This is a genomic window from Paenibacillus typhae (assembly GCF_900099765.1).
Lineage (GTDB): Bacteria > Bacillota > Bacilli > Paenibacillales > Paenibacillaceae > Paenibacillus_AQ > Paenibacillus_AQ typhae.
Window position 1 is genome coordinate 66,223 of sequence record NZ_FNDX01000011.1, and the last position, 22,622, is coordinate 88,844.

The window sequence follows — 22,622 nt, forward strand, 5'->3', positions numbered from 1 at the left end:
TATGAGAGCGTACCCAAATGAACTTCTTCTTAGTGTTGTAGCTAGATACCATCATTTAAAGGGGCACAAAGGGATCAAACCTACAAGAAGAAAAATGTATGGACTTGAATATAAGAAAACTTCGGCAGATCTTCCCACAAATATTCTCCCCATTAGGAGCATTATCCAAGGTTCTATGGATGAGATTCTTCACAATAATACTCTTTATCCATTCTATAAACCATTTTTATCTGAGAAACAAGCCCGAAATATTAAGAGTCATATGCTTGATGGCCCTGGAGGTAGCATTCACTTTACCTCTGGAATAATGGCTAGTGTGGTTAAAAGAAATGGGGCACTCCGGTTATGTCCTATATGTCTTAAAGAAGATAATTTAAGTTATGGTGAGCCTTTTTGGCATCGAGAACATCAAATACCGGGTAACTTACTATGTCCTATTCATAGATGTGAATTGCTTACGCATTGTTCGGTTTGTAAGGAATTGTTTTCAGCTAACGATACGAAGAGTTTATCCATATGTCCTTTATTTTGCAGCCAAGGCCATAATCTGTCTTCTCAAGTTGTGATCAATACAGATGAAACCTTGCTCAAAGTGTCAAAAGGAATAACAGCATTGTTTAAGTTAGCACTAGATGAACAGGTCCCTTCAAATCTTCGGGATCTGTACATTAGTAAACTTATTCAGATGAAACTTTGTACGATCGGAGGACGAATTAATCAAAAAGAAGTTTGCAATAAATTCCAATCTGTGGTCCCATCAGAAACTCTTTCAAGGCTTGGTGTCCCTGTGCCTGCCGGGTCATACAATTGGTTGTCTACTCTAATAAGGAAGCCAAGACAATCATTCCATCCATTGTTACATGTATTGGTAATTGAGTTCCTATTAGGGGGACTGCATGAGATTACTTCCAATAAGACTAGTGGTCCATTTGGACTTGGTCCTTGGCCGTGCTTGAACAAAATCAGTAACCACTATAAAGAGCAAAAGATTTTTAATGTAAACATTTCACGTTGTGCAGATACGAAAAATCCAGTTGGTTCATTTAAATGTGAGCTATGTGGATTTCAGTACTCACGGCGAGGACCAGATCTTAAAGATGAGGATTTGTATTCGTATGGGCGTGTTAAAGACTTCGGTCATTATTGGAAGTCATTGGCTGATGATCTCCTTCAAAAAGGTGGTTCAATTCGATCTATCGCAAATATCTTAGCTGTAGACTCTAAGACCGTCACATTATATGTAAAGAAAAAACAAGCGTTATCAAAGCCGGAGTCTAATGGGGAAAGAGATATACGAAGAAATCGTCTTCTGCAGAGTATGGTTCACTGCACGAGTTATACCAGTTTTCGAAAAGAAAATGGAAGAGACTATAGTTGGTTATATAGACATGATAGAGAGTGGCTTCAGGTAAACTTGCCAAGCATGCCTAATAAAGTTCCTAGGAAATCAAGAGTGAATTGGACCCAAAGGGATTTGGCAATGGCTGATGAGATAAATATGGTCATTTTGAATCTTCGGTCAGAAAAAGGTAAGCCTCAACGAATAACCATCTCCAAAATCGGTCGTATAACTGGAAAACTTGCAATCTTAGAACGGAACCTTGAAAAACTGCCTCTGTGTCAGGGAATCTTAAAGATTAATCTAGAAACAGATGAACAGCACCAAATGAGGAAAATAGATTGGGCATTAAGTACAATCAAGCAAAATGGTGAAAGACCTTTAAAATGGCGAGTCCTGAGAGAGGCGGGTATTCGTATCCTAAAAACAGAGAACGTCGAAAAGTACCTTATAGTAAAACTGGCTGAATGTTACCCTGTTCTTCAGGATAAGATTTCAGCATAAAACTCAAGGGGGGGAGCGACATGCGTACAGGGAGCGAGATACTACACAAATTACTGTCTCCAAAATAGGTAGGATCAATGGAAAGAGAGGCATATTAGAAAAACACCAAAAAAGCTCCCTTTAGAAAATGTAGGAGATGTGTCAGATGCATAGAATTGATTGTTCCATAAATTCAGGAAAGTAGTAATCCTGTAATAAATTGGAGAGTATCATAAGAATCTGATATAAGGGGTATTCGTTCAAATGTTGAGAAGAATATTTGAATAAAAGGCTGATTCAAGAAGTTAATATTTAACAAGAGTTGTCTGGACGGAGTACTGGTATAAGGCGGTGTCCAATGAATATCAGCTTGTATTCGGATGAATCAATATATAGTATTTATGCAAGAATTGCTTTCTATAGTGGTAAATTTAAAATAAGAAAAGAAAATTTAAATTCAGTAATAGATTATCCATTTAAGTCTGTTGAAAATCCAGATGGAACTTCTCTTAGTCAAAAAATTGATGGCACATATCTCTTAGAAAGGCATAGTAGTTATCCTTACTACAGTCAATTCATGCTTAATAATGAAGAAAGAGAGCAAATGAAAAAAACTTTTCTAGAGGGGAACTCTTTAAAGATAGATCAATTGACTGGCCACTTTAAATCTAAATCTAACTTGCGACTATGTCCTCTATGTTTAGTGGACGATTCAAATAGGTACGGAGAGCCTTACTGGCATAGGGCTCATCAATTGCCCGGAAGTATCGTGTGCGATATCCACAATATATTGCTGTTGTCTGAATGTCCTAAATGTTCTGAACCTCTCACTCCCAGTTCCAAACATCTTCCCTTAATCACTCCGCAATTTTGTTCGGAAGGTCATTGTTTGAAGCATGTTATCCCTAATGAAGATGAAGACTTATTAACGTTAGCTACTAATAATAGGTCCTTGCTTGAGCCTGAGAAGAAAGTTGATCTTATTAAAATTCGCGAAAAAATGACTACTATATTTTTGGGTGAGGGAATTATCAACGAAAAATCGTACTACAGGTTTAAACTAAACCAAAAAGTTCACGAAAGATTTAATGACTCCTTTTTGAAAAGGTTGGGAATTTCCAAAGATGTTATGAGAATACACCTTTTCTGGAAAACAAGAAAAGAATTAGACCCTTTATTTTATATTCTGCTTATGATTTACTTTTCAGGATCAGTATTTCAATTTTTGGAACAGGAATTCGAATATGCTCCTTTTGGTAATGGCCCTTGGAAATGTTTAAACAGAGTTTGTAAGTACTATGAAAAACATGTAATTAAAAGTGTAGAAATCAGCTTTATAAAGGGAGGGCGCCCTTGGGCCCTATTTTGCTGTAACGAGTGCGGTTGTAAATACGAATGGCTTAATTATGATGATGTAGCGCTCATTATTGAGCCTGGTCCTGTATGGTTATCAGAATGTGAAAAACTCTTTCAGAATTGGGAAGTAACTTTTAATGAAATGTATATCTTATTTACTCGAGACTTTATGGACCAATGGAATAAATATCATCCTATAAGTCCGGAGCATTTTAAAAGTAAATGCTTTAGTAAGAGCATTAAAGAAGAATTCCCTCAATTGTTCAAATAGTAACTACAAATAGATATATTAAAATGCAACAATACAAGGAGGTTTTCGGACCTCTTTTTTGATGTGAAATATATAATTATGTAAGCAGAACTAGTTCAAAAAAACCTTGATGTGCTAACAGGCAAGAGAACAAACGTAAAAACACAGCTAGAAACTTTTTTTAAGATAACGGTTCTTCAATTTCTAAAGGATATTAACCAATGTACATAGTTACATAATTTATTTTTACAGAACACTTAACTTTTAATTTCTTTATTTAGATGCATGAAAAAAACGTTAATTTATCAGGGGGTTAAAGAACAACGGATTAATGTAAGTTGCAGAGAGGGACTTTCTTATAGTTTTTGTTCCAGAACAATACTTAAATGTAATTTTCAATTTGATTGATTTTAAAAAAAGTCTAGTATTATCAGTGGGTATGAGAACAATGATATAATGTAATAAATCAATGAATTCGTTCAATAAGTATGTAACTGAAAAATATAGTATGTAACTTTAGATTTGCTCTTCAGAAACAGTTCCGATGATTTTTCTTCATCGGGACTGTTTTGTTTTTTGTAAGTTAAAGTTTTTATTGCATTATGAGATGCCTAAGTACTGAAGCCGGGGGGCAAAATCGTATAGGTATCCGGGCTTCCCAATGCCAAATTCGCCACAGAAGATTAAATGAAGGCTTCTTTATATTATTCAGTATTTTCAAATGCTACCGTAAGTCGCGGCAAAGGGATGCCTGCCTTTTGTGCCTCTCTCACAACTTCAAGTACCGCAAAACCTGCTTTACTATTGTTGTATTCCACAAAGAGCCGCGGTAAGCTGCCTGTTGCATAAATAACCTTTTTAAAAAGTATACCGAGAAGTACCGGCGGAATTTTAGTCAGCAGGAGAGAAATGGCACCTGGCTTTGCCCCTCTTGCTTTAAGTACAGGGATGATTTCTCTCATGTTCTTACCAACATTTACGAATGAGTCCCTGTCATTCATGAGTGCTGGAAAACTTCCGCATCTCAACACCTCGGTCTCCATAGCTGCATTCATGGCAAAGTGATTCCATAGCCAGTTTTCCATATCCGTTACCCAACTAATTTTAAAATGGGCACTTTCAAAACATTCTTTGACCTTGTTGTTAATATGTTCAGTGCCTGCCCTTGGCTTTTCCAGAAATATCATTTTCAAAAAGCCGCCTCTGAGCCTATTATCCGCGATGCCGCCGCCTCCTGCCGGGAACCCAAAGACAACATTGTTCACAGGCAATGGTGAGATTGATGATTTCAAATCTTGCCAAACGTTATTGAATATTAGAACAGGGGTGGTTCCAGCAACAGTTGATAGTATTTGTGCTGCCCCTGGAAGCTGTTCCGTGTTGACACTCACTATAATAAGGTCGTAATTCGGGCTAAGCTCCTCATGCAGCTTGACGTTCCAGGTTTCCTTAATGAACTTTTTCCCTCTTCGTGCGTCCCACATTTCAAGCTCTATGTTGCTTCCAAAGGTTTCTTTTCTCCCTTTTCTGACGTAAAACTCAACGGTATGCCCTGCCTGTTCAAAGGCCCAAGCATATTGGGTCGATATTACACCTCTGCCGAAAAATAAAATTCTCATATTAGCCTCCCAAAAATAGATGTTCATATTTGTCGATGATCAAACAACGCGTTGTATGATAATATTGTATGTATTCACTATCCGGTCATCAACCATCAGATTTTTAGTATCTGTCGGATAATCGATTGAACAGAAAATGGAGGCCCGTCATGAAAAAGCAACCTGAAATTACGGAAAAAACAAGGCAAACATTTAAAAATGTTTTCTGTGATTTATATAGCCAAAAACCAATTGAAAAAATATCTATTCAAGAGATTGCTAACAAGTCAGGATATAACCGCAGTACATTTTACCAATACTTCACAGATATCTATGAGCTGTTGGACTATGTTGAAGAGGGTGTTATGAAATCCATTTACGAGGAAATGGCAAGCAGGGAACTTTCTACGCATTCGTTCCAAGATGCACTTCAATGCCTGGAAAATGCAGAAGAAATTTCAGTCTTTAAAGCCCTCTTGGGTGACTATGGTGCTATTCATTTTGTTGAACGCCTGAAAAGAGAAATTCCCTTTGAAAAATTGATTGCAGACCTCCCAACAAATGATACCTTAGCGCCGTACCTGATTGAGTTTTACATATCAACATTACTTTCTTTGTTTCGCCTTTGGATACGCAATGACAAAGATTTATCGTCGGAAGAATTGGTCAAGCTGATCGATAGCCTATTTGCAAATGGGATCAAATCGTATTATAGCTTTGGCGCAGTCAAAGAAGGGTAAACACGGATCAAAATGGATTTTTTGAGAGGATCTTATGACAAATAAATTAAATACTTTGCAAAAAGAGCTTGCAGCGCTCGTTGATCGTCATGCTAACAGAGAAGGGACTCTGTATACCGAAATTTCTAATCTTGCATTTTCCAGACATTCGATTCCTTATGGCTTCAACAGAACAGAGCCGCCATACAGGATCGACAAGCCTTCGATTTATATTATCGTTCAAGGAGTAAAGGATGTCCTATTTGGTGGAGAGCGCTTTAGATATGGTCCTCCGAATTACCTTGTTGCCTCAATGGATTTACCGATCATCGCAGAGGTACTTGAAGCTTCCTCTGAAGTCCCCAATTTGTCCTGTAAAATTGAGTTCACACGTAGCGATATTTTAGAGCTGTTAAGCAATGACACGCTAACGGGAAGCCACAGGGGGAAGTCAAGCCGCAGCTTGAACGTGGCGGAATTAGATGTATCTGTGCTGGATGCTGTCGTGAGACTGATTGGTCTGCTGGATAAGCCGATGGACATCCCGGTGCTTGCCCCGTTGTTTACAAAAGAAATTTTATACAGAGTGCTGCACGGCGAGCATGGTAGCTCGCTTAGACAAATTGTGACGGAGGGTACTCCTGCTATTCATATACAAAACGCAATTCAACACCTTCTGAATCATTTTCAAGAGTCTTTTCAAGTTGAAGACCTGGCAGATATCGCTAAGATGAGTGTCCCGTCGTTTCACCGGCATTTTAAGCAAATTACCGCGATGAGTCCGATTCAGTTTCAGAAGCAGCTGAGGCTTCAAGAGGCCAGGCAGCTTATAAAAATGGAGGAGTCAATGAATGTTGCAGATATAGCATTCCGGGTTGGTTACGAAAGTCCGACGCAATTCATCCGTGAATATTCGCGGATGTTTGGTATTTCTCCCAAAAAAGATAGACATCGCCTTAATAAGGCGGATGCGCAAGAAATAGATATATAAATTTCAATAGGTGATAGGATTAGGCAGTTTTTTGATTTGATTGTGTTACCGGCTGCTGCAGCATTGAATTTACAATTGGGATAGTAATTAAAACGATCTCTGGAGGTAAATTATGCGAAATATTAAGCTTGGTAAATCCGGTCTTGAAGTTTCACCCATCTGCATCGGCTGCATGGGCTTCGGAGACCCGGCAATTGGCTACCCTACCTGGTCAATCCGGGAGGAAGAGAGCCGCTCTGTAATTAAATATGCAATCGAGGCCGGAATCAACTTCTTTGATACCGCCAATATGTATTCTCAAGGGACTAGCGAGGAAATCATCGGCAGGGCGCTCAAGGATTTCGCTAAACGCGAAAATATCGTCATAGCTACAAAACTCGGCGCTCCAATGCGCTCTGGACCTAACTCGTTCGGTCTTTCGCGGAAGTCGATTATGACTGAAATTGATTATAGCTTGCGTCGCCTGGGAACGGATTACATTGATCTTTACCAAATTCATCGCGCTGATCCCTTTACTCCATGGGAAGAGACACTGGAAGCCCTTCATGATCTAGTGAAAATGGGCAAAGTGCGCTATTTAGGGGCTTCAACTATGAGGACTTGGCAGTTCGCTAAAGCTCTTCACATTCAGAAAGCGAATGGTTGGACACGCTTTATATCTATGCAACACAATTATAATTTGGTTGCCCGTGAGGAAGAAAACGAAATGCTTCCACTCTGCGCCGACGAGGGGATTCAGACCATTGTCTACAGCCCACTTGCGCGCGGGCTCCTGGCTCGCCCTTGGGGGGCAAACACGGTGCGAACGGAGGCCGAATCCGGAGCTGCCAAATTTTTTGAGGCAACTGCGGCAGCGATCAGAATATTGTGGAAGCGGTTGGTAAAGTTGCAGAGGACCATGGGGTCAGCCGTGCGGAAATCTCTCTTGCCTGGTTGTATCGTAATCCGGTTGTGGCTGCACCCATTGTGGGAGCGACCAAAACCAGCCACATTGATGCTGCAATTAAAGCGCTTGAGATCAAGCTAACAGACATAGAAGTTGACCGGTTGGAGGAAGCCTACACCCCTCGTTTTGATGTGAATGTTAAAAACTCCGATCCGGAAGCGATTGTCAAAATGGCAGCAACCGTTGGAAACAACATTGCTGTCCCAATTGCTTCTAAGTGATTTGAAAGGACTATGGGTTATCTACAGGTAGCTCAACAGTGAACACAATTTCGTTATCGTCAATGATCTGAGCGTAAATTCGCCCCTTATAGCGCTGCACTATGGAATGGGCAATGGATAGGCCCAGGCCACTGCCGTCACTTGCCGTATTCACCTGATAGAATCGTTCGAAGAGAAAAGGCAGATGAGCTTCAGTTATGCCTTCTGTGGTGTTCGAGATGCTTAAGGTATTGGAATAGTGACCGGCTTTAAGCATAACGGTGATTTCACCGTTGTGCGGAGTATACTTGGCGGCATTATCCAGCAAAAGATCGATTAGCTGGGAGATGTCGCTTTTATCAGCGGTCACATAGATGTGCTGATCAATATCCGGAGTTACCGTAATGTTACTGCTGAAGAACCGTTCTTCCATATACAGCAGTGAAGCTTCAAGCAGCTTGCTTAGCTGTACTTCCTGTAAGTTCAATTGAACGTCTAGCGACTCCATTCTCGCGATGGTCAACAGATCATTCACTATCGACGACATTTTATTCAGCTGTGAATGGATATAACCGATCCACTTGGACTGGTTCTTTATAGTCTCCTGTTCATGCATGGAGATGACAGCCAGATTCGTCGATATAACGGCAATGGGCGTCTTCAGATTATGGGAAATATCTGAGATGAATTTTTGCTCTCGTTCGAACATCTCCTCAATCGGACGGATCGACCTTTGCGAGATATAAAAGCTCACACCTAACAGAATGATAGAACTGAGGCCGCTAATAGTGATCAGGATGAGCAGGAGCGAATGCAGGCTTTTTTCGGCATAGGTAATGTCAGTGAAGAGTATTCTGAGCTTATGTTCCTCCGGCGGCATCCGGTGTTTAACAAACATGAAGGAATGAGAGTCTACAGTTATTGCTGCGGACTCTCTCTGCAATTTGACCGCTTTTGCCAATACTCTGTCGATCATCTGTTGCCCCAAGGCGCTGTCGACGATCAGCCAGTCCACTGCACTTGGATTGGTTTCATCAACAATTGCGGCAATCGCGACAGGGTGTTGCGGGTCCTTCTTCAGAAACTCAATCTCAGCCGACATGGAGATCGTCAGCTTGAAGTTAGCAGTCTTGTAGGCCTGCATCCGCGCACTGATATAAATCAGAAAGATAATGCAGATAAATACAAAGAACATCAGCAGGAAGTTAATCAGGATATACTTGTTTCTTAATTGTCTAATCATGACTCTGCTCCAGTTTATACCCTCTGCCCCTAAGGGTAGTAATCACCACATCCGGCGACAGATAGGCCAGCTTCTTCCGCAGAAACGATATATAAACCTCGATATTGTTGTACTCCGTATTGGACTCCAGACTCCACACCCTGCTGACTAACCGCTCCTTCCCAATTAGCCGCTCCGGGTTCAGCATGAAGTAATACATGATTTCGAATTCTTTTCGGGACAATTTTACACTTTCATGGCGGCATTCCATCCGGTAATTCGTAAGATCCAGGCTAATATCAGAGTAGTAGAGCTTCTTCTCAATCAATGTGTGTGATTTCCGGCGGATCAGCGCCCTGACTCTGGCCAGAAGCTCTCCGGGATCGAAGGGCTTTGCAAGATAATCATCTGCACCATGGTCGAGTCCGGCGATTATGTCTCTGGGCTCCTCTTTTGCTGTAAGCAGCAGGATTGGTGTGCTAATGTTTCTTTGCCTTGCTCTGGTCATCACGTCTAATCCGTTCATGAATGGAAGCGATATGTCCAGAATAATAACGTCGTATATGTTCGTTAGTACAAGGTGCAGACCATTTACACCATCATGGGCAGCGTCTACGTTGTATTTTGAGTGCATTAGAAGCTGCACCAGTGATTCGCATAATTGAATCTCGTCTTCAATCAGCAAGATTTTCATAGATGACTCTCCTTGGATGATGTCTTGAAAGCGCTTTGTCGAAATTTTATCATCCAACTCCTGAAAAGACTATAGAATATCCTGCGGTATAGCTGTAATTTCAAATCTATATAGTTAATTATTAATATTTAAAGGTTTTTTCAAGGTTAGATCCCTATAATTTAAAATGTAAGCGGATTCAAGATGGCTATGGAGGGACTGCTATGTACAATTTGTTACTGGTTGATGATGAACCGGATGTGCGGCAGAGATTGATGAACGGCATGAATTGGAGTGATCAAGGATTCAATGTTGTCGATACTGCCGAGAATGGACTGGAGGCCATAGAACGGATTGAGCGGTACCGGCCGGAACTGGTAATTACAGACATCAGCATGCCTTTTATGAACGGGCTTGAGCTGTCCGACTGGATAAGGGTTGAGTATCCAGCAACTCGAATTGTGCTCCTGACGGGCTATGATGAATTTGAATTTGCGAAGCGGGCCATCAAGCTAGACGTAGATGAGTTTATTTTAAAGCCATTCAGTATGGAGGAAATCGTACAGGCTCTTGTCAGAGTGAAACAGCGGATTGAGGCCGAGGAAAGACGGTTTGAAGATGTTAAGATGCTGCGTGAGCATTACCGCACCAGTCTGCCTGTCCTCCGCGAGACCTTCCTGGCTTCACTGCTTTCCCGGAAGATGTCCCATAGTCAAATAGTCGAGCAAGCGAGAACCTATGAAGTTGCTCTAGATGGGACAGGTTATGCCGTGTCGGTAATTAATCTCCAGCACTATGATGAGCAGCTTAAAGAAGGTAATAACCACGGTTTAAACAGTCAGAGCAGCTCTTTGCAGATATCCGGTGATTTGAATCTCCAGTTATTTGCAATCTTGAATATTGCGGGCGAACTATGGAGTAAACGGAAAATGGGTCGTGTGTTTCTGCACCAGGATCATATCGTGTTACTCTCAATATCACGGACTTCGGATCAGAGCAACAGTATCCTAAGGCATACCATTACACTTCTTCAGGAACTTCTGCTGCAGATAGATCGGCTACTGAAACTGAAGGTCACCATAGGCCTCGGCGATCCGATCTCCAGGCTTGATGAATTAAGAGAGGCCTATGACGGGGCGATGCAGGCCATCGAGTACAGGCTGCTAGAGGAGAGCAACCGGATTATTTATATCGGAGATGTAGAGATGCGGGCGTATAACCGCCTCCGATTCAATAAAATGAAAGAACAGGAGCTTGTGAGGTGCTTGAAACTGGGAGCAGTTGCTAAAGTGAAAGAGGTTGTCTATGAGCTGTTTAATGAACTGATTGAAGCGGAGGTCCCGTACAGAGACTATAAGATGTACATTGTTGAGATTCTGACCTCAGTATTAAAGGCTGCCAGAGAAACGGATGCCTATCTAGAGGATATACACGGAGCACTGGGCAACGTATTTCTGGAGATCGAGGCACAGGAGACCTTATCCGCTGCAAGGGACTGGTTGACTGCCATTTGTACGAATTTAACCGAGACCGTTATGTTAAACCGCAAGCAGTCGTTTGGCCAGTTTGTTCAGCAGGCGATGGAGTATGTCCATACCCATTTTGCCGACCGTGAGCTTTCGATCAATCAGGTGTGCAATTATCTCCATATCAGCGTAGGGTATTTCAGCAGCATCTTCAAGAAAGAAACCACGGTCACGTTTGTCACCTATCTAATTAATATACGTATGGAGGCTGCTAAGGAGCTGCTAAGCACGACTGATTTAAAGGCTTTTGAAATTGCCGAACGCGTCGCCTTTGCCGATCCCAACTATTTCAGCTTCACCTTCAAAAAACATATAGGCATCTCCCCAAAGGAGTACCGTAACCGCATCGCCAAAGAGTGGTCTACTGGTACATAGCAGCATCTGCAGCCATTGTTAATGGGTTGGGAGTTCAAGTTAATCGGGATTAACTCCCGATTTTTTTTATATCAAAAAGTATAAACTTCAAAGCCCGCTAAAGAAGGATTCAGCGGGATCTCCGATAGGAGTTTTATTAGGCATGCCAATACATGAGAATATCGAAGGTAACACCTTATGATTTTGTATTCTGCTCAGATGAGGATTGATTGATAATTGCTAATGACAACGCATTCATAGTTATAAGGAGGTTCAAGATGAAGAGAAAAAGAATAAAGAAAGCTCTGGCAGGAACGATGGTTATGGCGATGGTTGTCTCCGGTTCTGTAACAGGGTCGGGGGCGGCGCTTGCGGCGGAAACATCGCCGGTCTTCCCGCAAGTGTATACATCGAATTATATCGATGCAGGGCTGCAGGAGACAGAGGCATCGATTCAAGCGAAGGTCGAAGCTCTCATTAAGACGATGACTCAGGAGGAGAAATTTTCTTTTCTGGGCGGTAACGGAACAGGGACAGAAGGGAATGCCGGTTATCTGAAGGGTGTCCCAAGACTCGGCGTTCCTGAATCCAAAATGTATGATGGCCCGGCAGGCGTTCTGTATACGCAGGATACGACCAACCCGCCGATTGAGCAAATGGTTGCAGCGACCTGGGACAAAGAAAGTGCGTACGACTACGGTAAAATTCACGGATCGGAAAATAGGGCGCTCGGCGGAAATATACAGTTAGGCTCCCAGTTCGATATTACGCGTGCCCCTCAGTTCGGTCGCGCGAAGGATCAGTTCGGCGAAGACCCATACCTTTTATCAGATATGGCGGCAGAGGATACCAAGGGGATTCAGGATCAGGGCGTTATAGCCGTAGGCAAACATTTCGCCGCTTTTTCCCAGGCAGCCACACCAGCAACATCGACGAATATCGAAGTCTCTGAGCAGGCGCTGCATGAGATTCATCTGCCGGGCTTTGAAGCGGCTGTGACCAAGGGGGGGCTCCTGGGAATGATGTCCTCGTACAATCTGGTCAACGGTACCTTCGCCTCATCGAATACTTATCTGCAGCTTGATGTCCTGCGGGACATGTGGCAATACAAAGGGTTCACTGTCACCGACTGGGGAGGCAACGACGGCTTTACGCTGAATAAAGGCACGGATATTGAAATGCCATCATTATCCGCCAATAAGCAGAGCAAAGCAGAGGCCTTGATAGCAGACGGAACACTGACACAGAACGATATAGATGATGCGGTAAGACATGTTCTGACGGCTCTGGGCCAGGCTGGTTACCTGAACCTTGTAGAAATCGATGGTCAGGGATATGCCAAGGAGCAAACCGGACGTACCGAAGCGATTGATCTGGCAGCAGATTTGAATAAACTCGCCACCGCGCGTCAGACGAATTCAGAGATTTCACAGCAAATTGCTGAAAAAGGAGCAGTTCTCCTGAAAAATGAGGACGGGGCGCTCCCGCTGAAGAAAGAGAATACCACCGCCGTAATCGGGCTTAACGGGATGCACTTAATCTCCGGTGTTGATGGGGAACGGTCGTACGGCACTATAAGCGAGATGGTGAGCCCGTATGAAGCACTGACCGAAATATTGGGTGAGGAGCAGGTTGAAGGGCAGGTGGCCCTTGACCTTGTAGGGGAAGCCATTCCCGCAGAGAATCTGTATACCAATCCACATGAGGGTAGTAATGGGGTAACACGTTCCTACGGAACCGGTGCCAGTGAAGGAACCAGCGAGGATCAGCAGGGGCAGATTAAAACAGCAGGGTCCATTGCCGAGAAAAAAATGGGCGACCATCCCATTGGAACCTTCGCAACGGTTGACAACGATATTAACTTTACTACGGGTACTATCAACGGCAAGCCTAATAAAACGTATAAAAATTCCGCTGATGGTACCGCCTTCACTAAAGAGAGCGGTGCGGCATATACCTGGACTACTTATATCAAAGCTCCGGAGACCGGGCAATATTCGATCAAGCTTGAAGGAATCGGCGGACAAATCGCCGCTACTGTCCAAACTTCGACTTATGATCCGAATGCCAGTGACGCAGATGTGAAATCGGTAAGCCTGGGCATTGCCTCCATTAATCAGGGGACACAGTGGCCAAGCGACAGTATCATTCCCACAGAGACTGGAAAAAGCATTAGTTCTGCATCGGTTACCTTTGAAGCGGGCAAGTACTACAAGGTCATCGTTGCCGGAATTGCCTCGCTTGCAGAAAAGGACCTGCAGGTCCGTCTAGCCTGGATTACACCGAGTCAGGCACAAGCCAACTATGACAATGCTATAGAAGCGGCGAGAAACAACGATACTTCTGTAGTGTTTGCCTACCGTAAAACCACAGATACCGCAAGTACCCTTGCTGCGACTACAAACCGGCTGCCGGATGAGCAGGAGAAGTTAATTCTCGATGTAGCTGAAGCTGCCCACGAAGCCGGCCACAAAGTTGTAGTTGTTCTGAATAACTCCACAGCCGTCACCATGGAGAAATGGATCGATAAAGTTGACGGTCTGCTGGAAATGTATTTCCCGGGTCAGCGCGGCGGTGTTGCGACAGCAAGACTGCTGACAGGAGAAGTGAATCCAAGCGGCAAACTGGCATTTACTATACCTAAAAAGGATACAGACACGCTGATCACGTACTCTCAGGAATATTTCGACATGCAAAAAATCGAAGAGGATTCCGGAAAAGAAATTGACTACACCCAGTGGATTCCTATGCTTGGAAATACAGTGGAGGAAGTTAAGGCAAGGCAACAGGCGATGGGCATGAAGCCTGGAATAATAAATACTTCAATCTATTATGAAGGAATCATGACGGGTTACCGCTGGTATGATGCTTATGATGTTGAACCGCAATATGATTTTGGTTACGGGTTGTCTTATACCAGCTTTGAATATTCTGACTTGAGTGTAACGCCTAGCACTACTAACGGTGAGAAAGCCGGTTACAATGTTACATTTACGGTAACGAATACCGGAGATGTAGCAGGAACGGAAATTGCCCAGTTGTATCTTGGCGCCGCGGATCAAGCGGCTTTGGGCGAAGGCATCCAGACACCGGAATATCAGTTGGCCGGCTATGAGCGAGTGGAGAATCTCGGGGTTAATCAGAGTAAACGGGTAACCCTGCATGTAAATGAACGCTCACTGTCTTACTGGAATTCCAATCAGGAAGAAGTGACTGACAATGCTGACGGTACAAAAGGTAAATGGACAGTGGCAACAGGCCCGCGTACGATTTATGTCGGCCCGGCGTCGGATGAGCTTCTGCTTTCAAAGCAGATTACAGTTAGCGCCGGCGAAAGTTCTGATGTGGTTGCGGAGTTAAACGGGACGTCGAGCGTCTCGCCGGGATCTTCGTTTAGCCTTAACGTTACTCTGAGTAAGCTCAGTAAGGGTATTTACGCTGAGGATCTTGTTGTCAGCTATGATCCGCAACTGGTTGAATTTATCGAGGCGCAGTCACTTCTGTCCGGGGTGAAGGTGGTAGATTATGATTCAGATGAACCCGGACGCGTACGGATTCTAATGGCCAGCGAAGGAGAAAATAAGGCGATAAATGCGGATGGCGATATTCTGAAGCTTAACTGGAAAGCCAAATCCGTTACTGCCGCAAGTACCGCTGTGTTTAAAATCGTAAGCGCAGTCTTGTCCGACGGCGAAACCGAATTCACTGCTGATTCCACCAGTTCCCATAGTATCCAAATCACTGCCCGTTTGGAGGGCGACGTAAACGGCGACGGGAAAATCAGCGTTCTCGATCTGGCAAAGGTTGCGAAAAACTATGGTAAGACCTCTGCCAGCACCGACTGGGAGACTGTTAAGGCGATGGATATGAATAACGACAATGTGATTGATGTCGAGGATTTAGTGCAGATTGCCAAGAAAATTCTCGAGTAGCTGCCTGTTGCAAGAGGCTGTTGTGTAAAAGCAACAGCCTCTGTTGTTACGGTAAGGCGTACTTTTTCCATGCATGTACGAAAGGATGTATAACTGATGAGACAACGTTTCTTGATTCCGCTGCAACTGCTGGCAGTGATGGCTATACTTATTTTTCCTGGTACCGTGCTGGGTGCCGGAAGCCCCGCGTTCTCGTTATCGCTCAATAATGCGGGTCCGGCTGTAGACGGTACGGTTCAGGTAACTGTCAGCGGGTCCAATCTGAGCGATGTGTATGGTTATGAACTGAATCTGGAGTTCGATCCGGCCAAAATGGAGTACGTAACCTATAAGGATGACTCAAGCGGCTGGACATCAGTCCCTATGGCAGACGACGGAAAAGTGACACTGGTTCACACACTGACCGGTGAAAACCCGGGAAAAAACGGTGATTTGACACTTGCCGTGATAACCTTTAAAGCCAAAGCAAGCGGCGAGGCTGTCTTTACGCTCGGCAAGGTCAAACTGGTTGACTCTACATTGAAGAGTTCAGTAGTTACACCGGCAAAAACCGCTACAGCTTTCGTAGCCAGTGGATCAAGCGGTAATAATGACGGCGGGGGCGGAAGTACAGGCACATCTTCTACGGCTAATCCTGAAGAAACCCTTACAGCAACGATTGATAAAGTAACCAAGGATTCGGCTGGTAACTGGTCCATTATAGTGTCCAATAAGGTAACTGCCATAATACTGCCCACACAATTGGAGGGCTTGTTGCAGACCCCTTCTATAACAATTGGCAATGAGCAAGTTACACTAGTTATTCCTGCAGAAGTTCTGAAGCAAATCCGCAATCAGGCATCCGCAGAACAGTGGACTAAAGGACAGATCATCATCCATATGAATCCTGTATCGGCGGTACAGGCCGCTCAGCTTATAGAACAAGGGAAAGACGTGCTCGGCGCAAGTGTTTCGCAGGCCAGCGAAATGTATGACTTTGCCCTCTCATTCTCCGCTGGTACGGAAACGATGATAATTGATCATTTTGCGGAGCCGGTTACTGTCATGTTTTCAGTTCCCGATGCTGCAGATCCAGAACTGATATCCGTATTTCATATGACCGGGAACGGAATGTTTGAGCTAATCCGGGGTACCTACAGTAACAAGAAAATATCTGGTTCTCTACAGCATTTCAGCCTCTATGGCGTACTGGAAGTCCGGAAGCAGTTTACAGATGTACCTGCTACGCACTGGGCGTATGAGACCATTACCAAGCTGGCGGCGAAACAAATCGTGAATGGAACCAGTCCAACTGCCTTTGCACCGGCCCAGAGTGTCACCCGTGCCGAATTTACCGCTCTGCTGGTGCGAGCACTGGGATTAACAGCCGGGGGAACAGCATCATTTCAGGATGTGGCAGCTGAGGATTGGTTCTATCCGGAAGTTGCCGCTGCAGCTGAGGCAGGAATTGTGCAAGGAAAAAATAATAATGTGTTCGAGCCTGACTCCCTGATTACTCGGGAAGAGATGGTTGTAATGATGATGCGTGCTTACAGCCTGAAGTCAGGTGGTGTTTCAACAGTCCTGTCAGGCTCCTTCTCCGATGAATCGGAGATTGCCCTATGGGCGTTGGAATATGTTACAAAAGCAAAGGGACTGAACCTCGTGCAAGGCCGTTCTGCCGGCATGTTTGAACCTAAAGGGATTGCCAGCCGTGCAGAGGCGGCTCAATTAATCTATAATTTATTGAAGCAATTATAATGTCCTTTTTTAATTAAGAAGGATAAAGGAACAAGCCCCTTGAAGGCAGCCTGAAAGAATCATTCAGGCTGCCTTTTTTTGTTGTAAAATAGTGGTAAGCTGAACTAAGGGGGAGTGTAGATGAATAAACGAACCAATCATAATTGTAATCTGAATATCTGGCGGCACTTACCTGATGAGGTATGGGATAAAGTCTCTGAGTTATACAAAAGTATGCCTGGCTGGATAGGATACAAAGACGGGATTCCTTATTGGTTCGGGCAAGAGGAGGATGATGTTTATATTGCGGCCTCGGTTGAGCCGAGCGGATTATCATTTTTTGCACAGATGAACCAAAGGGATTGGGAAGTATGGATAACTACGTTTAAGTCACAAGCAACAAGAGTATTAGGATTTGAAGTAGGAGAACCCGAGGATGGATTTATCTGATCAAGAGAGGGAGAAGAGAATGAAGCCAATCATTGACCATATCCAAATTACTGTAAAAGATATTCGGGCCGCAGAAGCATTTTATGATACATTTCTGCCTCTGCTGGGTTACGATATCCGGAACAAAGCGAGTATAGCAATTCCGGAACACGACTTCATCGTCGTCGAATATCTGCATCCTTCACTGGCGTTTGCGATCACATCGCCCAGAGCTGCTTTTCAAAATGAGGATATACATCGCCGTAAGCCCGGATCATTACATCATCTCGCATTCAGAGCCGAATCAAGAAAAGAAGTGGACGATATACATTTGAGCTTAGTGGAGATAGGAGCAACCATAGTAGAACAGCCCAGGCTGTATCCGGAGTATGGCCCTGATTACTATGCAGTTTTCTTTAAGGATTTCGAAGGCATTAAATATGAAATCGTTTCCAGACAAATGATCTGATCAGGAAGATTGGAGATAACCAGCAATAATAAGGCCAGCAAGCCTCAGCAAAATTAATCAGATCAGAATAGCGGTAGCCCTGGATTTAGCTAAAAGGGATCTGGAACGATGAACAAAAAGAGTGGCACCTATGCGATACACAGAATACGTCTGTTTGAGAATAGACCAATACCAGTCTGCAGGCAATGCCTGGTTAGTGAAAAGTTGCACCGGGTAATATTGGAAATAGTACATAACTGCTGAATACAGGAGGGAGTCAAATGAGCGAGGAGGAAGTCCAAGCATCCGGCTGGGACGCCATTGATGAGCAGATGAACAGATTGTACGGGGAACAGGAGCCGAAGCATTACGGTACCCTTATTCCTTATGGTCTGGGAGGCAAGGACCCGCTGCGGGGGATTAGCGCTTATAAGGCGAAGGAGCCTTATCCGCATTGGCATTTTGTAACGTATGGGTTCTCGGAGCTATATGAAAAAGAGTCGAATGACCCTGATTATAGCGGCTACGGTTTTGAACTGACTTTCCGGCTAATCCGTAACGCTGATGAGGAAGAGCCTCCGGCCTGGGCACTGAATTTGCTGCAAAATATGGCGAGATATGTATTCTCCAGTGGTAACATTTTTGCGTCCGGTCATTATCTGGATGCGAACGGCCCGATCTGTCTGGAGGCTGACTCTAAGCTGACTGCGCTTGCTTTTACGGATGATCCGGAACTTCCGGCGATAGATACGCCTAATGGGCGGGTCGAGTTTCTGCAAATGGTAGGGATCACGGCTGATGAACTGGAGGCTATGACTACCTGGAATACGAATGCCTTTCTGCATGCGGCGCAGGAAGAGCTCCCGTACTATATCACCGATCTCTTGCGTGATTCGCTGCTGGAGGTTCCCGGTATACAAAATGCAGTACGTGAAGGGATAGAGCGCGACGGGTCGAGCACAGGCTTTTTTTATGTAGATCAGCTGGAATGGGAGCCGGGTAAAAGCCGCCTGTTCGGCAAAGCGCCGGCCATTCTGACGATGGGCGCCAAGCAGGCCGAGATGGTAGCCAGACTCCTTAGTGCCCGCCTGTTGAAGAGGAAGGAACTGGCTTTAATCAGTCAGAAGCTGCAGGTCATTCTGGAGCTGGCAGAGGAGACCGGCTTGAGCGAAGGCGATAAATTCGTCCGGATAAGCCTGAGCGAAGCTGCTGTAAGGGAACTCTCAGCGACCCTCCAGCCTATGGAGGGGGAATATAAGCTGTCCTCGGCCAAAGGGCTGATCGTGCGGGTAAACAAGACATATATTAAGGATCAGGATGGCCAGGTAGTGGATACTGTTGGTTGAGTTGTAGTCAAAAAGAGCTAAACTGGTATACCATCTAGCAGCATTGAATTCGGCCAAGGAACCAGGAGGACCTACCCTTGAACACCATTGTTTATCTTATCCGTCATGCAGAATCGCCTTATATAGCGGGAATGGAGCTGGAAAGAGGCCTATCGCTTAAAGGTCAGCAGGATGCGGAACGGGTAAGGCTAATGCTGCACAATAAGAAAATTGACCACTTCTACTCCAGTCCTTATGCACGGGCAATTCTGACGATTAAGCCGCTGGCAGAGGAGTGTGGCCAGGATATTCTGCCTTTGGATGACCTGAGGGAGAGGATAATTGGAGATATAGCCGGTACCGGTTTTTACGAAGCAAAACGTTTGGTCTATCAGGATTTCACGTTTTCTTTTCCCGAAGGAGAGTCTTCTGAAACCGCACAGAAGCGTGGTATCCGGATAGTAGAGGGGTTACTCAAACGGCATGCGGGACAATGCATTGCAATTGGAACGCATGGCGACATAATGACACTCCTTCTGAACAGGTATGATCGGCAATATGGTTTTGAATTCTGGCAGTCTACATCGATGCCGGATATTTATAAGGCTGAGTTCAACGGCCTGCTGTTAAAAAGGGTAACGAGGGAGTGGAGCGAACACAGTTAATAGAGTTAACAGTATGACTACGCCCAAAACCCGGCATATGTCCGATTTAAGCCTGATTAGAGTCCATTATGACTCAGTCAGGCTTTTTTGTTGCCGGCGTTCCCGTCAGCTCCCCGCCGCAATCCCTCCCTAAACTGACTGGGCGACTCCCCCGTCCACAGCTTAAACTGCTTGGAGAAGTACAAAGGATCAGTGAATCCGCAGGAGTTCCCCACCTGTTCCACACTTAAATTGGTGCGTAGCAGCTCCTTGGCCCGCTCGAGGCGGACCTGATTGATGTACTGCTTGGGGGACTGGCTGGTCAGCTGTTTGAACACTTTGGTGAAATGGGTCCGGTGATAGCCCAGAGAGGCGGCAAGCTTGTCAATGGACACCGGCAGCATGTATTGGGTCTGGAACCAGCGGATGGCCTGCTCCACTGCACGCTCGGAATCGGTTAAAGCCCCGGCTGAGGAGTAACGCAGCTTATGGACGTTGAGGCGTGCAAATTCGGCAAGAAGAATCCGGAACCAGCCGTCCGTAGCCAAGGTTGTTACAGTTTCGCCGGACTGTTGTTCCAGCACCCGCTCGATACTTTCAAATAGGCCTGCCAGATGTTCCGGATCCGCACCTCTTACGATGGGATCGGTAGTGGTGATGCCGGTCTTTTTCAGCATTTCGAGGGCATTCGGGCCTTGGATAGCAACCCAGCGGTAGCTCCAGGGCTCGGTGTGGTCAGCTTCGTAGCTGAACAATACGCCGGGAAAAATAACAAAGGTATCTCCCTGGCCAAGCCGGTAGCTTTTCCCCTGCCAGACAAAGGTGCCGCACCCGCTTTCTACGGTATGTATCAAAATGTATGGATGAACGGCGGGGCCGATTTTGTGAAGAGGCTCGGGCCTGGCAGCACCGGCAAAGATTATATTCAGATCGGCATTTAATAAGTAGGGGTTAATCTGTATCCTGTACTCATAATGCTCCGGGTTATCCATAGTGGCAGCTCCTGGTCTTTAGAATGAATGAAAATAAATGATACTACAAATCTCCATGCAGAGGTGGCAATGTTCCATGCCTATTCAGCTGCTGTGAATTTATAGTAAGGGATATAAACAACATTATCAACAGAGTGGTAATGAACAAAAGGAGCGTACTCATAATGAGCAAAATTGTATTTTTGGGAGCAGGAAGCACTGTTTTCGCTAAAAATGTTCTTGGTGACTGTCTGCTAACCCCAGCCCTGCAGGATTTTGAGATTGCCCTGTTTGATATTAATCCTGAGCGTTTGCGTGACTCTGAAATTATGCTTAACAATATCCGCAAGACCTCTGGAAGCAGATGCAACATAAAGGCATATACAGACCGTAAAGAGGCACTGCGCGGAGCGAAGTATGCGATCAATGCGATTCAGGTCGGCGGGTACGATCCTTGTACCATTACTGACTTTGAAATTCCCAAGAAATACGGCCTCCGCCAGACCATTGCCGACACGATCGGGATCGGCGGGATTTTCCGGAATCTGCGGACCATTCCTGTGCTGGACGAGTTCGCAGCGGATATCCGCGAGGTCTGCCCGGATGTGCTGTTCCTCAATTACACGAACCCGATGGCGGTGCTGACCAATTATATGAGCCGTTATGCCGGAGTGCAGACGGTGGGCTTGTGCCATAGTGTGCAGGTGTGTGTGCCGGAGCTTTTCAAATCGCTGGGGATGGATGCTCAGGGGGTTAAATCGCGGATTGCCGGCATTAATCACATGGCTTGGCTGCTGGAGGTTTCGCGTGACGGGGTCGATCTGTATCCTGAGATTAAGAGACGAGCCAAGGAGAAGCAGCAGGCAGGCAAACATTCCGACATGGTCCGGTTCGAGCTGATGAATAAATTCGGCTACTATGTAACAGAATCTTCTGAGCACAGTGCGGAGTATCATCCTTATTTTATCAAAAAAAATTATCCCGAGCTGATTGACCAGTTGAACATTCCGCTGGATGAATATCCGCGCCGCTGCCGCGAGCAGATCAGTAACTGGACGAAGATGAGAGATGAGCTGGTAGGGGATGTTAATCTGGAGCATCAGCGGTCACACGAATACGCATCCTATATCCTTGAAGCCATTGAAACGGATATCCCTTACACGATCGGCGGAAATGTGCTGAATACCGGATTAATCACGAATCTTCCGGATCAGGCCTGTGTCGAGGTTCCTTGTCTGGTGAACAGAAACGGGATCAGCCCCACCTATGTCGGAGACCTTCCGCCGCAGCTGGCGGCATTGAACAGAACGAATATCAACACCCAGCTGTTGACGATCGAAGCCGCCAGAACCGGTAAAAAAGAGCACATTTACCATGCAGCGATGCTTGATCCTCACACCGCAGCTGAGCTATCGCTGGATGATATTGTGGCGCTATGCGATGATCTGATCGAAGCCCACGGCAGCTGGCTGCCTGAATTTCGTTAAGGAGATTAAG

General features: G+C 45.0%; 16 protein-coding genes and 1 pseudogene. 13 read left to right on the plus strand and 4 right to left on the minus strand.

Translation table 11 applies throughout. From position 1 onward, the window contains the following. Window position 1 precedes the first annotated feature (1 nt). Entirely contained in the window at window positions 2-1,843 is a 1,842-nt protein-coding gene (locus tag BLR64_RS12260) for a TnsD family Tn7-like transposition protein (protein ID WP_090714467.1), read from the plus strand. A 337-nt stretch (window positions 1,844-2,180) separates the two neighbouring features. Further along, entirely contained in the window at window positions 2,181-3,449 is a 1,269-nt protein-coding gene (locus tag BLR64_RS12265) for a TnsD family Tn7-like transposition protein (protein WP_090714469.1), read from the plus strand. A 683-nt stretch (window positions 3,450-4,132) separates the two neighbouring features. Here BLR64_RS12265 and BLR64_RS12270 read toward each other — a convergent pair. Next, complete coding sequence (locus tag BLR64_RS12270; RefSeq protein ID WP_090714471.1) at window positions 4,133-5,047, minus strand: ketopantoate reductase family protein; 915 nt, start codon at window positions 5,045-5,047, stop codon at window positions 4,133-4,135. A 149-nt stretch (window positions 5,048-5,196) separates the two neighbouring features. Between BLR64_RS12270 and BLR64_RS12275 the strand changes: the two genes are divergently transcribed. The 3 genes and pseudogenes from BLR64_RS12275 (at window position 5,197) to BLR64_RS12285 (ending at window position 7,903) form a co-directional block, all read left to right on the plus strand. Beyond that, a complete protein-coding gene (locus tag BLR64_RS12275; RefSeq protein ID WP_090714472.1) occupies window positions 5,197-5,766 on the plus strand; it encodes a TetR/AcrR family transcriptional regulator in 570 nt (189 codons plus the stop codon). 34 nt (window positions 5,767-5,800) lie between these two features. Next, on the plus strand, window positions 5,801-6,736 hold the full coding sequence (locus BLR64_RS12280) for an AraC family transcriptional regulator (RefSeq protein WP_090714473.1): 936 nt from the start codon (window positions 5,801-5,803) through the stop codon (window positions 6,734-6,736). A gap of 112 nt (window positions 6,737-6,848) precedes the next feature. Further along, window positions 6,849-7,903 (plus strand): annotated as a pseudogene (locus BLR64_RS12285) (aldo/keto reductase). Between the two features lie 10 nt (window positions 7,904-7,913). Here BLR64_RS12285 and BLR64_RS12290 read toward each other — a convergent pair. After that, the gene (locus tag BLR64_RS12290) at window positions 7,914-9,125 is read right to left on the minus strand and encodes a sensor histidine kinase (RefSeq protein WP_090714475.1); all 1,212 of its coding nucleotides are present in this window, start codon (window positions 9,123-9,125) and stop codon (window positions 7,914-7,916) included. Continuing rightward, window positions 9,118-9,798: a response regulator transcription factor gene (locus BLR64_RS12295; RefSeq protein WP_090714477.1), complete on the minus strand. Its 681-nt coding sequence runs from the start codon at window positions 9,796-9,798 to the stop codon at window positions 9,118-9,120. Before BLR64_RS12295 ends, BLR64_RS12290 begins: the two co-directional genes overlap by 8 nt. 203 nt (window positions 9,799-10,001) lie before the next feature. Between BLR64_RS12295 and BLR64_RS12300 the strand changes: the two genes are divergently transcribed. From BLR64_RS12300 to BLR64_RS12330, 7 genes are all read left to right on the plus strand, one after another. Then, the gene (locus BLR64_RS12300; protein ID WP_090714479.1) at window positions 10,002-11,678 is read left to right on the plus strand and encodes a response regulator; all 1,677 of its coding nucleotides are present in this window, start codon (window positions 10,002-10,004) and stop codon (window positions 11,676-11,678) included. Window positions 11,679-11,935: 257 nt separating this feature from the next. After that, window positions 11,936-15,589, plus strand: a complete 3,654-nt coding sequence (locus tag BLR64_RS12305; RefSeq protein WP_090714480.1) for a glycoside hydrolase family 3 C-terminal domain-containing protein — start codon at window positions 11,936-11,938, stop codon at window positions 15,587-15,589. Between the two features lie 96 nt (window positions 15,590-15,685). Then, window positions 15,686-17,329 (plus strand): S-layer homology domain-containing protein, encoded by a 1,644-nt coding sequence (locus tag BLR64_RS12310; RefSeq protein ID WP_090714482.1) that lies wholly within the window; start codon window positions 15,686-15,688, stop codon window positions 17,327-17,329. Between the two features lie 120 nt (window positions 17,330-17,449). Next, the gene (locus BLR64_RS12315; RefSeq protein WP_090714484.1) at window positions 17,450-17,758 is read left to right on the plus strand and encodes a hypothetical protein; all 309 of its coding nucleotides are present in this window, start codon (window positions 17,450-17,452) and stop codon (window positions 17,756-17,758) included. Then, complete coding sequence (locus BLR64_RS12320; protein WP_244157684.1) at window positions 17,745-18,206, plus strand: VOC family protein; 462 nt, start codon at window positions 17,745-17,747, stop codon at window positions 18,204-18,206. The genes BLR64_RS12315 and BLR64_RS12320 overlap by 14 nt, the downstream gene beginning before the upstream one ends. Window positions 18,207-18,466: 260 nt before the next feature. Beyond that, window positions 18,467-19,531, plus strand: a complete 1,065-nt coding sequence (locus tag BLR64_RS12325) for a suppressor of fused domain protein (RefSeq protein ID WP_090714486.1) — start codon at window positions 18,467-18,469, stop codon at window positions 19,529-19,531. 77 nt (window positions 19,532-19,608) lie between these two features. Continuing rightward, a complete protein-coding gene (locus BLR64_RS12330) occupies window positions 19,609-20,175 on the plus strand; it encodes a histidine phosphatase family protein (protein WP_090714488.1) in 567 nt (188 codons plus the stop codon). 77 nt (window positions 20,176-20,252) lie between these two features. Here the strand turns inward: BLR64_RS12330 and BLR64_RS12335 are convergent, their stop codons facing one another. Further along, window positions 20,253-21,146 carry an AraC family transcriptional regulator gene (locus BLR64_RS12335; protein ID WP_090714489.1) on the minus strand — a complete coding sequence of 298 codons (894 nt, stop codon included), beginning with the start codon at window positions 21,144-21,146 and terminating at the stop codon, window positions 20,253-20,255. Between the two features lie 164 nt (window positions 21,147-21,310). On the opposite strand from BLR64_RS12335, the gene melA reads away from it, so the two are divergent. Next, the gene (gene melA, locus BLR64_RS12340; protein ID WP_090714491.1) at window positions 21,311-22,612 is read left to right on the plus strand and encodes an alpha-glucosidase/alpha-galactosidase; all 1,302 of its coding nucleotides are present in this window, start codon (window positions 21,311-21,313) and stop codon (window positions 22,610-22,612) included. Window positions 22,613-22,622 lie beyond the last annotated feature (10 nt).

What these genes read in the sequence shown, in the direction of transcription:
- BLR64_RS12260 (WP_090714467.1), top strand. Translation starts at nt 2, where the DNA reads ATGAGAGCGTACCCAAATGAACTTCTTCTTAGTGTTGTAGCTAGATAC.
- BLR64_RS12265 (WP_090714469.1), top strand. Translation starts at nt 2,181, where the DNA reads ATGAATATCAGCTTGTATTCGGATGAATCAATATATAGTATTTATGCA.
- BLR64_RS12270 (WP_090714471.1), bottom strand. Translation starts at nt 5,047, where the DNA reads ATGAGAATTTTATTTTTCGGCAGAGGTGTAATATCGACCCAATATGCT.
- BLR64_RS12275 (WP_090714472.1), top strand. Translation starts at nt 5,197, where the DNA reads ATGAAAAAGCAACCTGAAATTACGGAAAAAACAAGGCAAACATTTAAA.
- BLR64_RS12280 (WP_090714473.1), top strand. Translation starts at nt 5,801, where the DNA reads ATGACAAATAAATTAAATACTTTGCAAAAAGAGCTTGCAGCGCTCGTT.
- BLR64_RS12290 (WP_090714475.1), bottom strand. Translation starts at nt 9,125, where the DNA reads ATGATTAGACAATTAAGAAACAAGTATATCCTGATTAACTTCCTGCTG.
- BLR64_RS12295 (WP_090714477.1), bottom strand. Translation starts at nt 9,798, where the DNA reads ATGAAAATCTTGCTGATTGAAGACGAGATTCAATTATGCGAATCACTG.
- BLR64_RS12300 (WP_090714479.1), top strand. Translation starts at nt 10,002, where the DNA reads ATGTACAATTTGTTACTGGTTGATGATGAACCGGATGTGCGGCAGAGA.
- BLR64_RS12305 (WP_090714480.1), top strand. Translation starts at nt 11,936, where the DNA reads ATGAAGAGAAAAAGAATAAAGAAAGCTCTGGCAGGAACGATGGTTATG.
- BLR64_RS12310 (WP_090714482.1), top strand. Translation starts at nt 15,686, where the DNA reads ATGAGACAACGTTTCTTGATTCCGCTGCAACTGCTGGCAGTGATGGCT.
- BLR64_RS12315 (WP_090714484.1), top strand. Translation starts at nt 17,450, where the DNA reads ATGAATAAACGAACCAATCATAATTGTAATCTGAATATCTGGCGGCAC.
- BLR64_RS12320 (WP_244157684.1), top strand. Translation starts at nt 17,745, where the DNA reads ATGGATTTATCTGATCAAGAGAGGGAGAAGAGAATGAAGCCAATCATT.
- BLR64_RS12325 (WP_090714486.1), top strand. Translation starts at nt 18,467, where the DNA reads ATGAGCGAGGAGGAAGTCCAAGCATCCGGCTGGGACGCCATTGATGAG.
- BLR64_RS12335 (WP_090714489.1), bottom strand. Translation starts at nt 21,146, where the DNA reads ATGGATAACCCGGAGCATTATGAGTACAGGATACAGATTAACCCCTAC.
- melA (WP_090714491.1), top strand. Translation starts at nt 21,311, where the DNA reads ATGAGCAAAATTGTATTTTTGGGAGCAGGAAGCACTGTTTTCGCTAAA.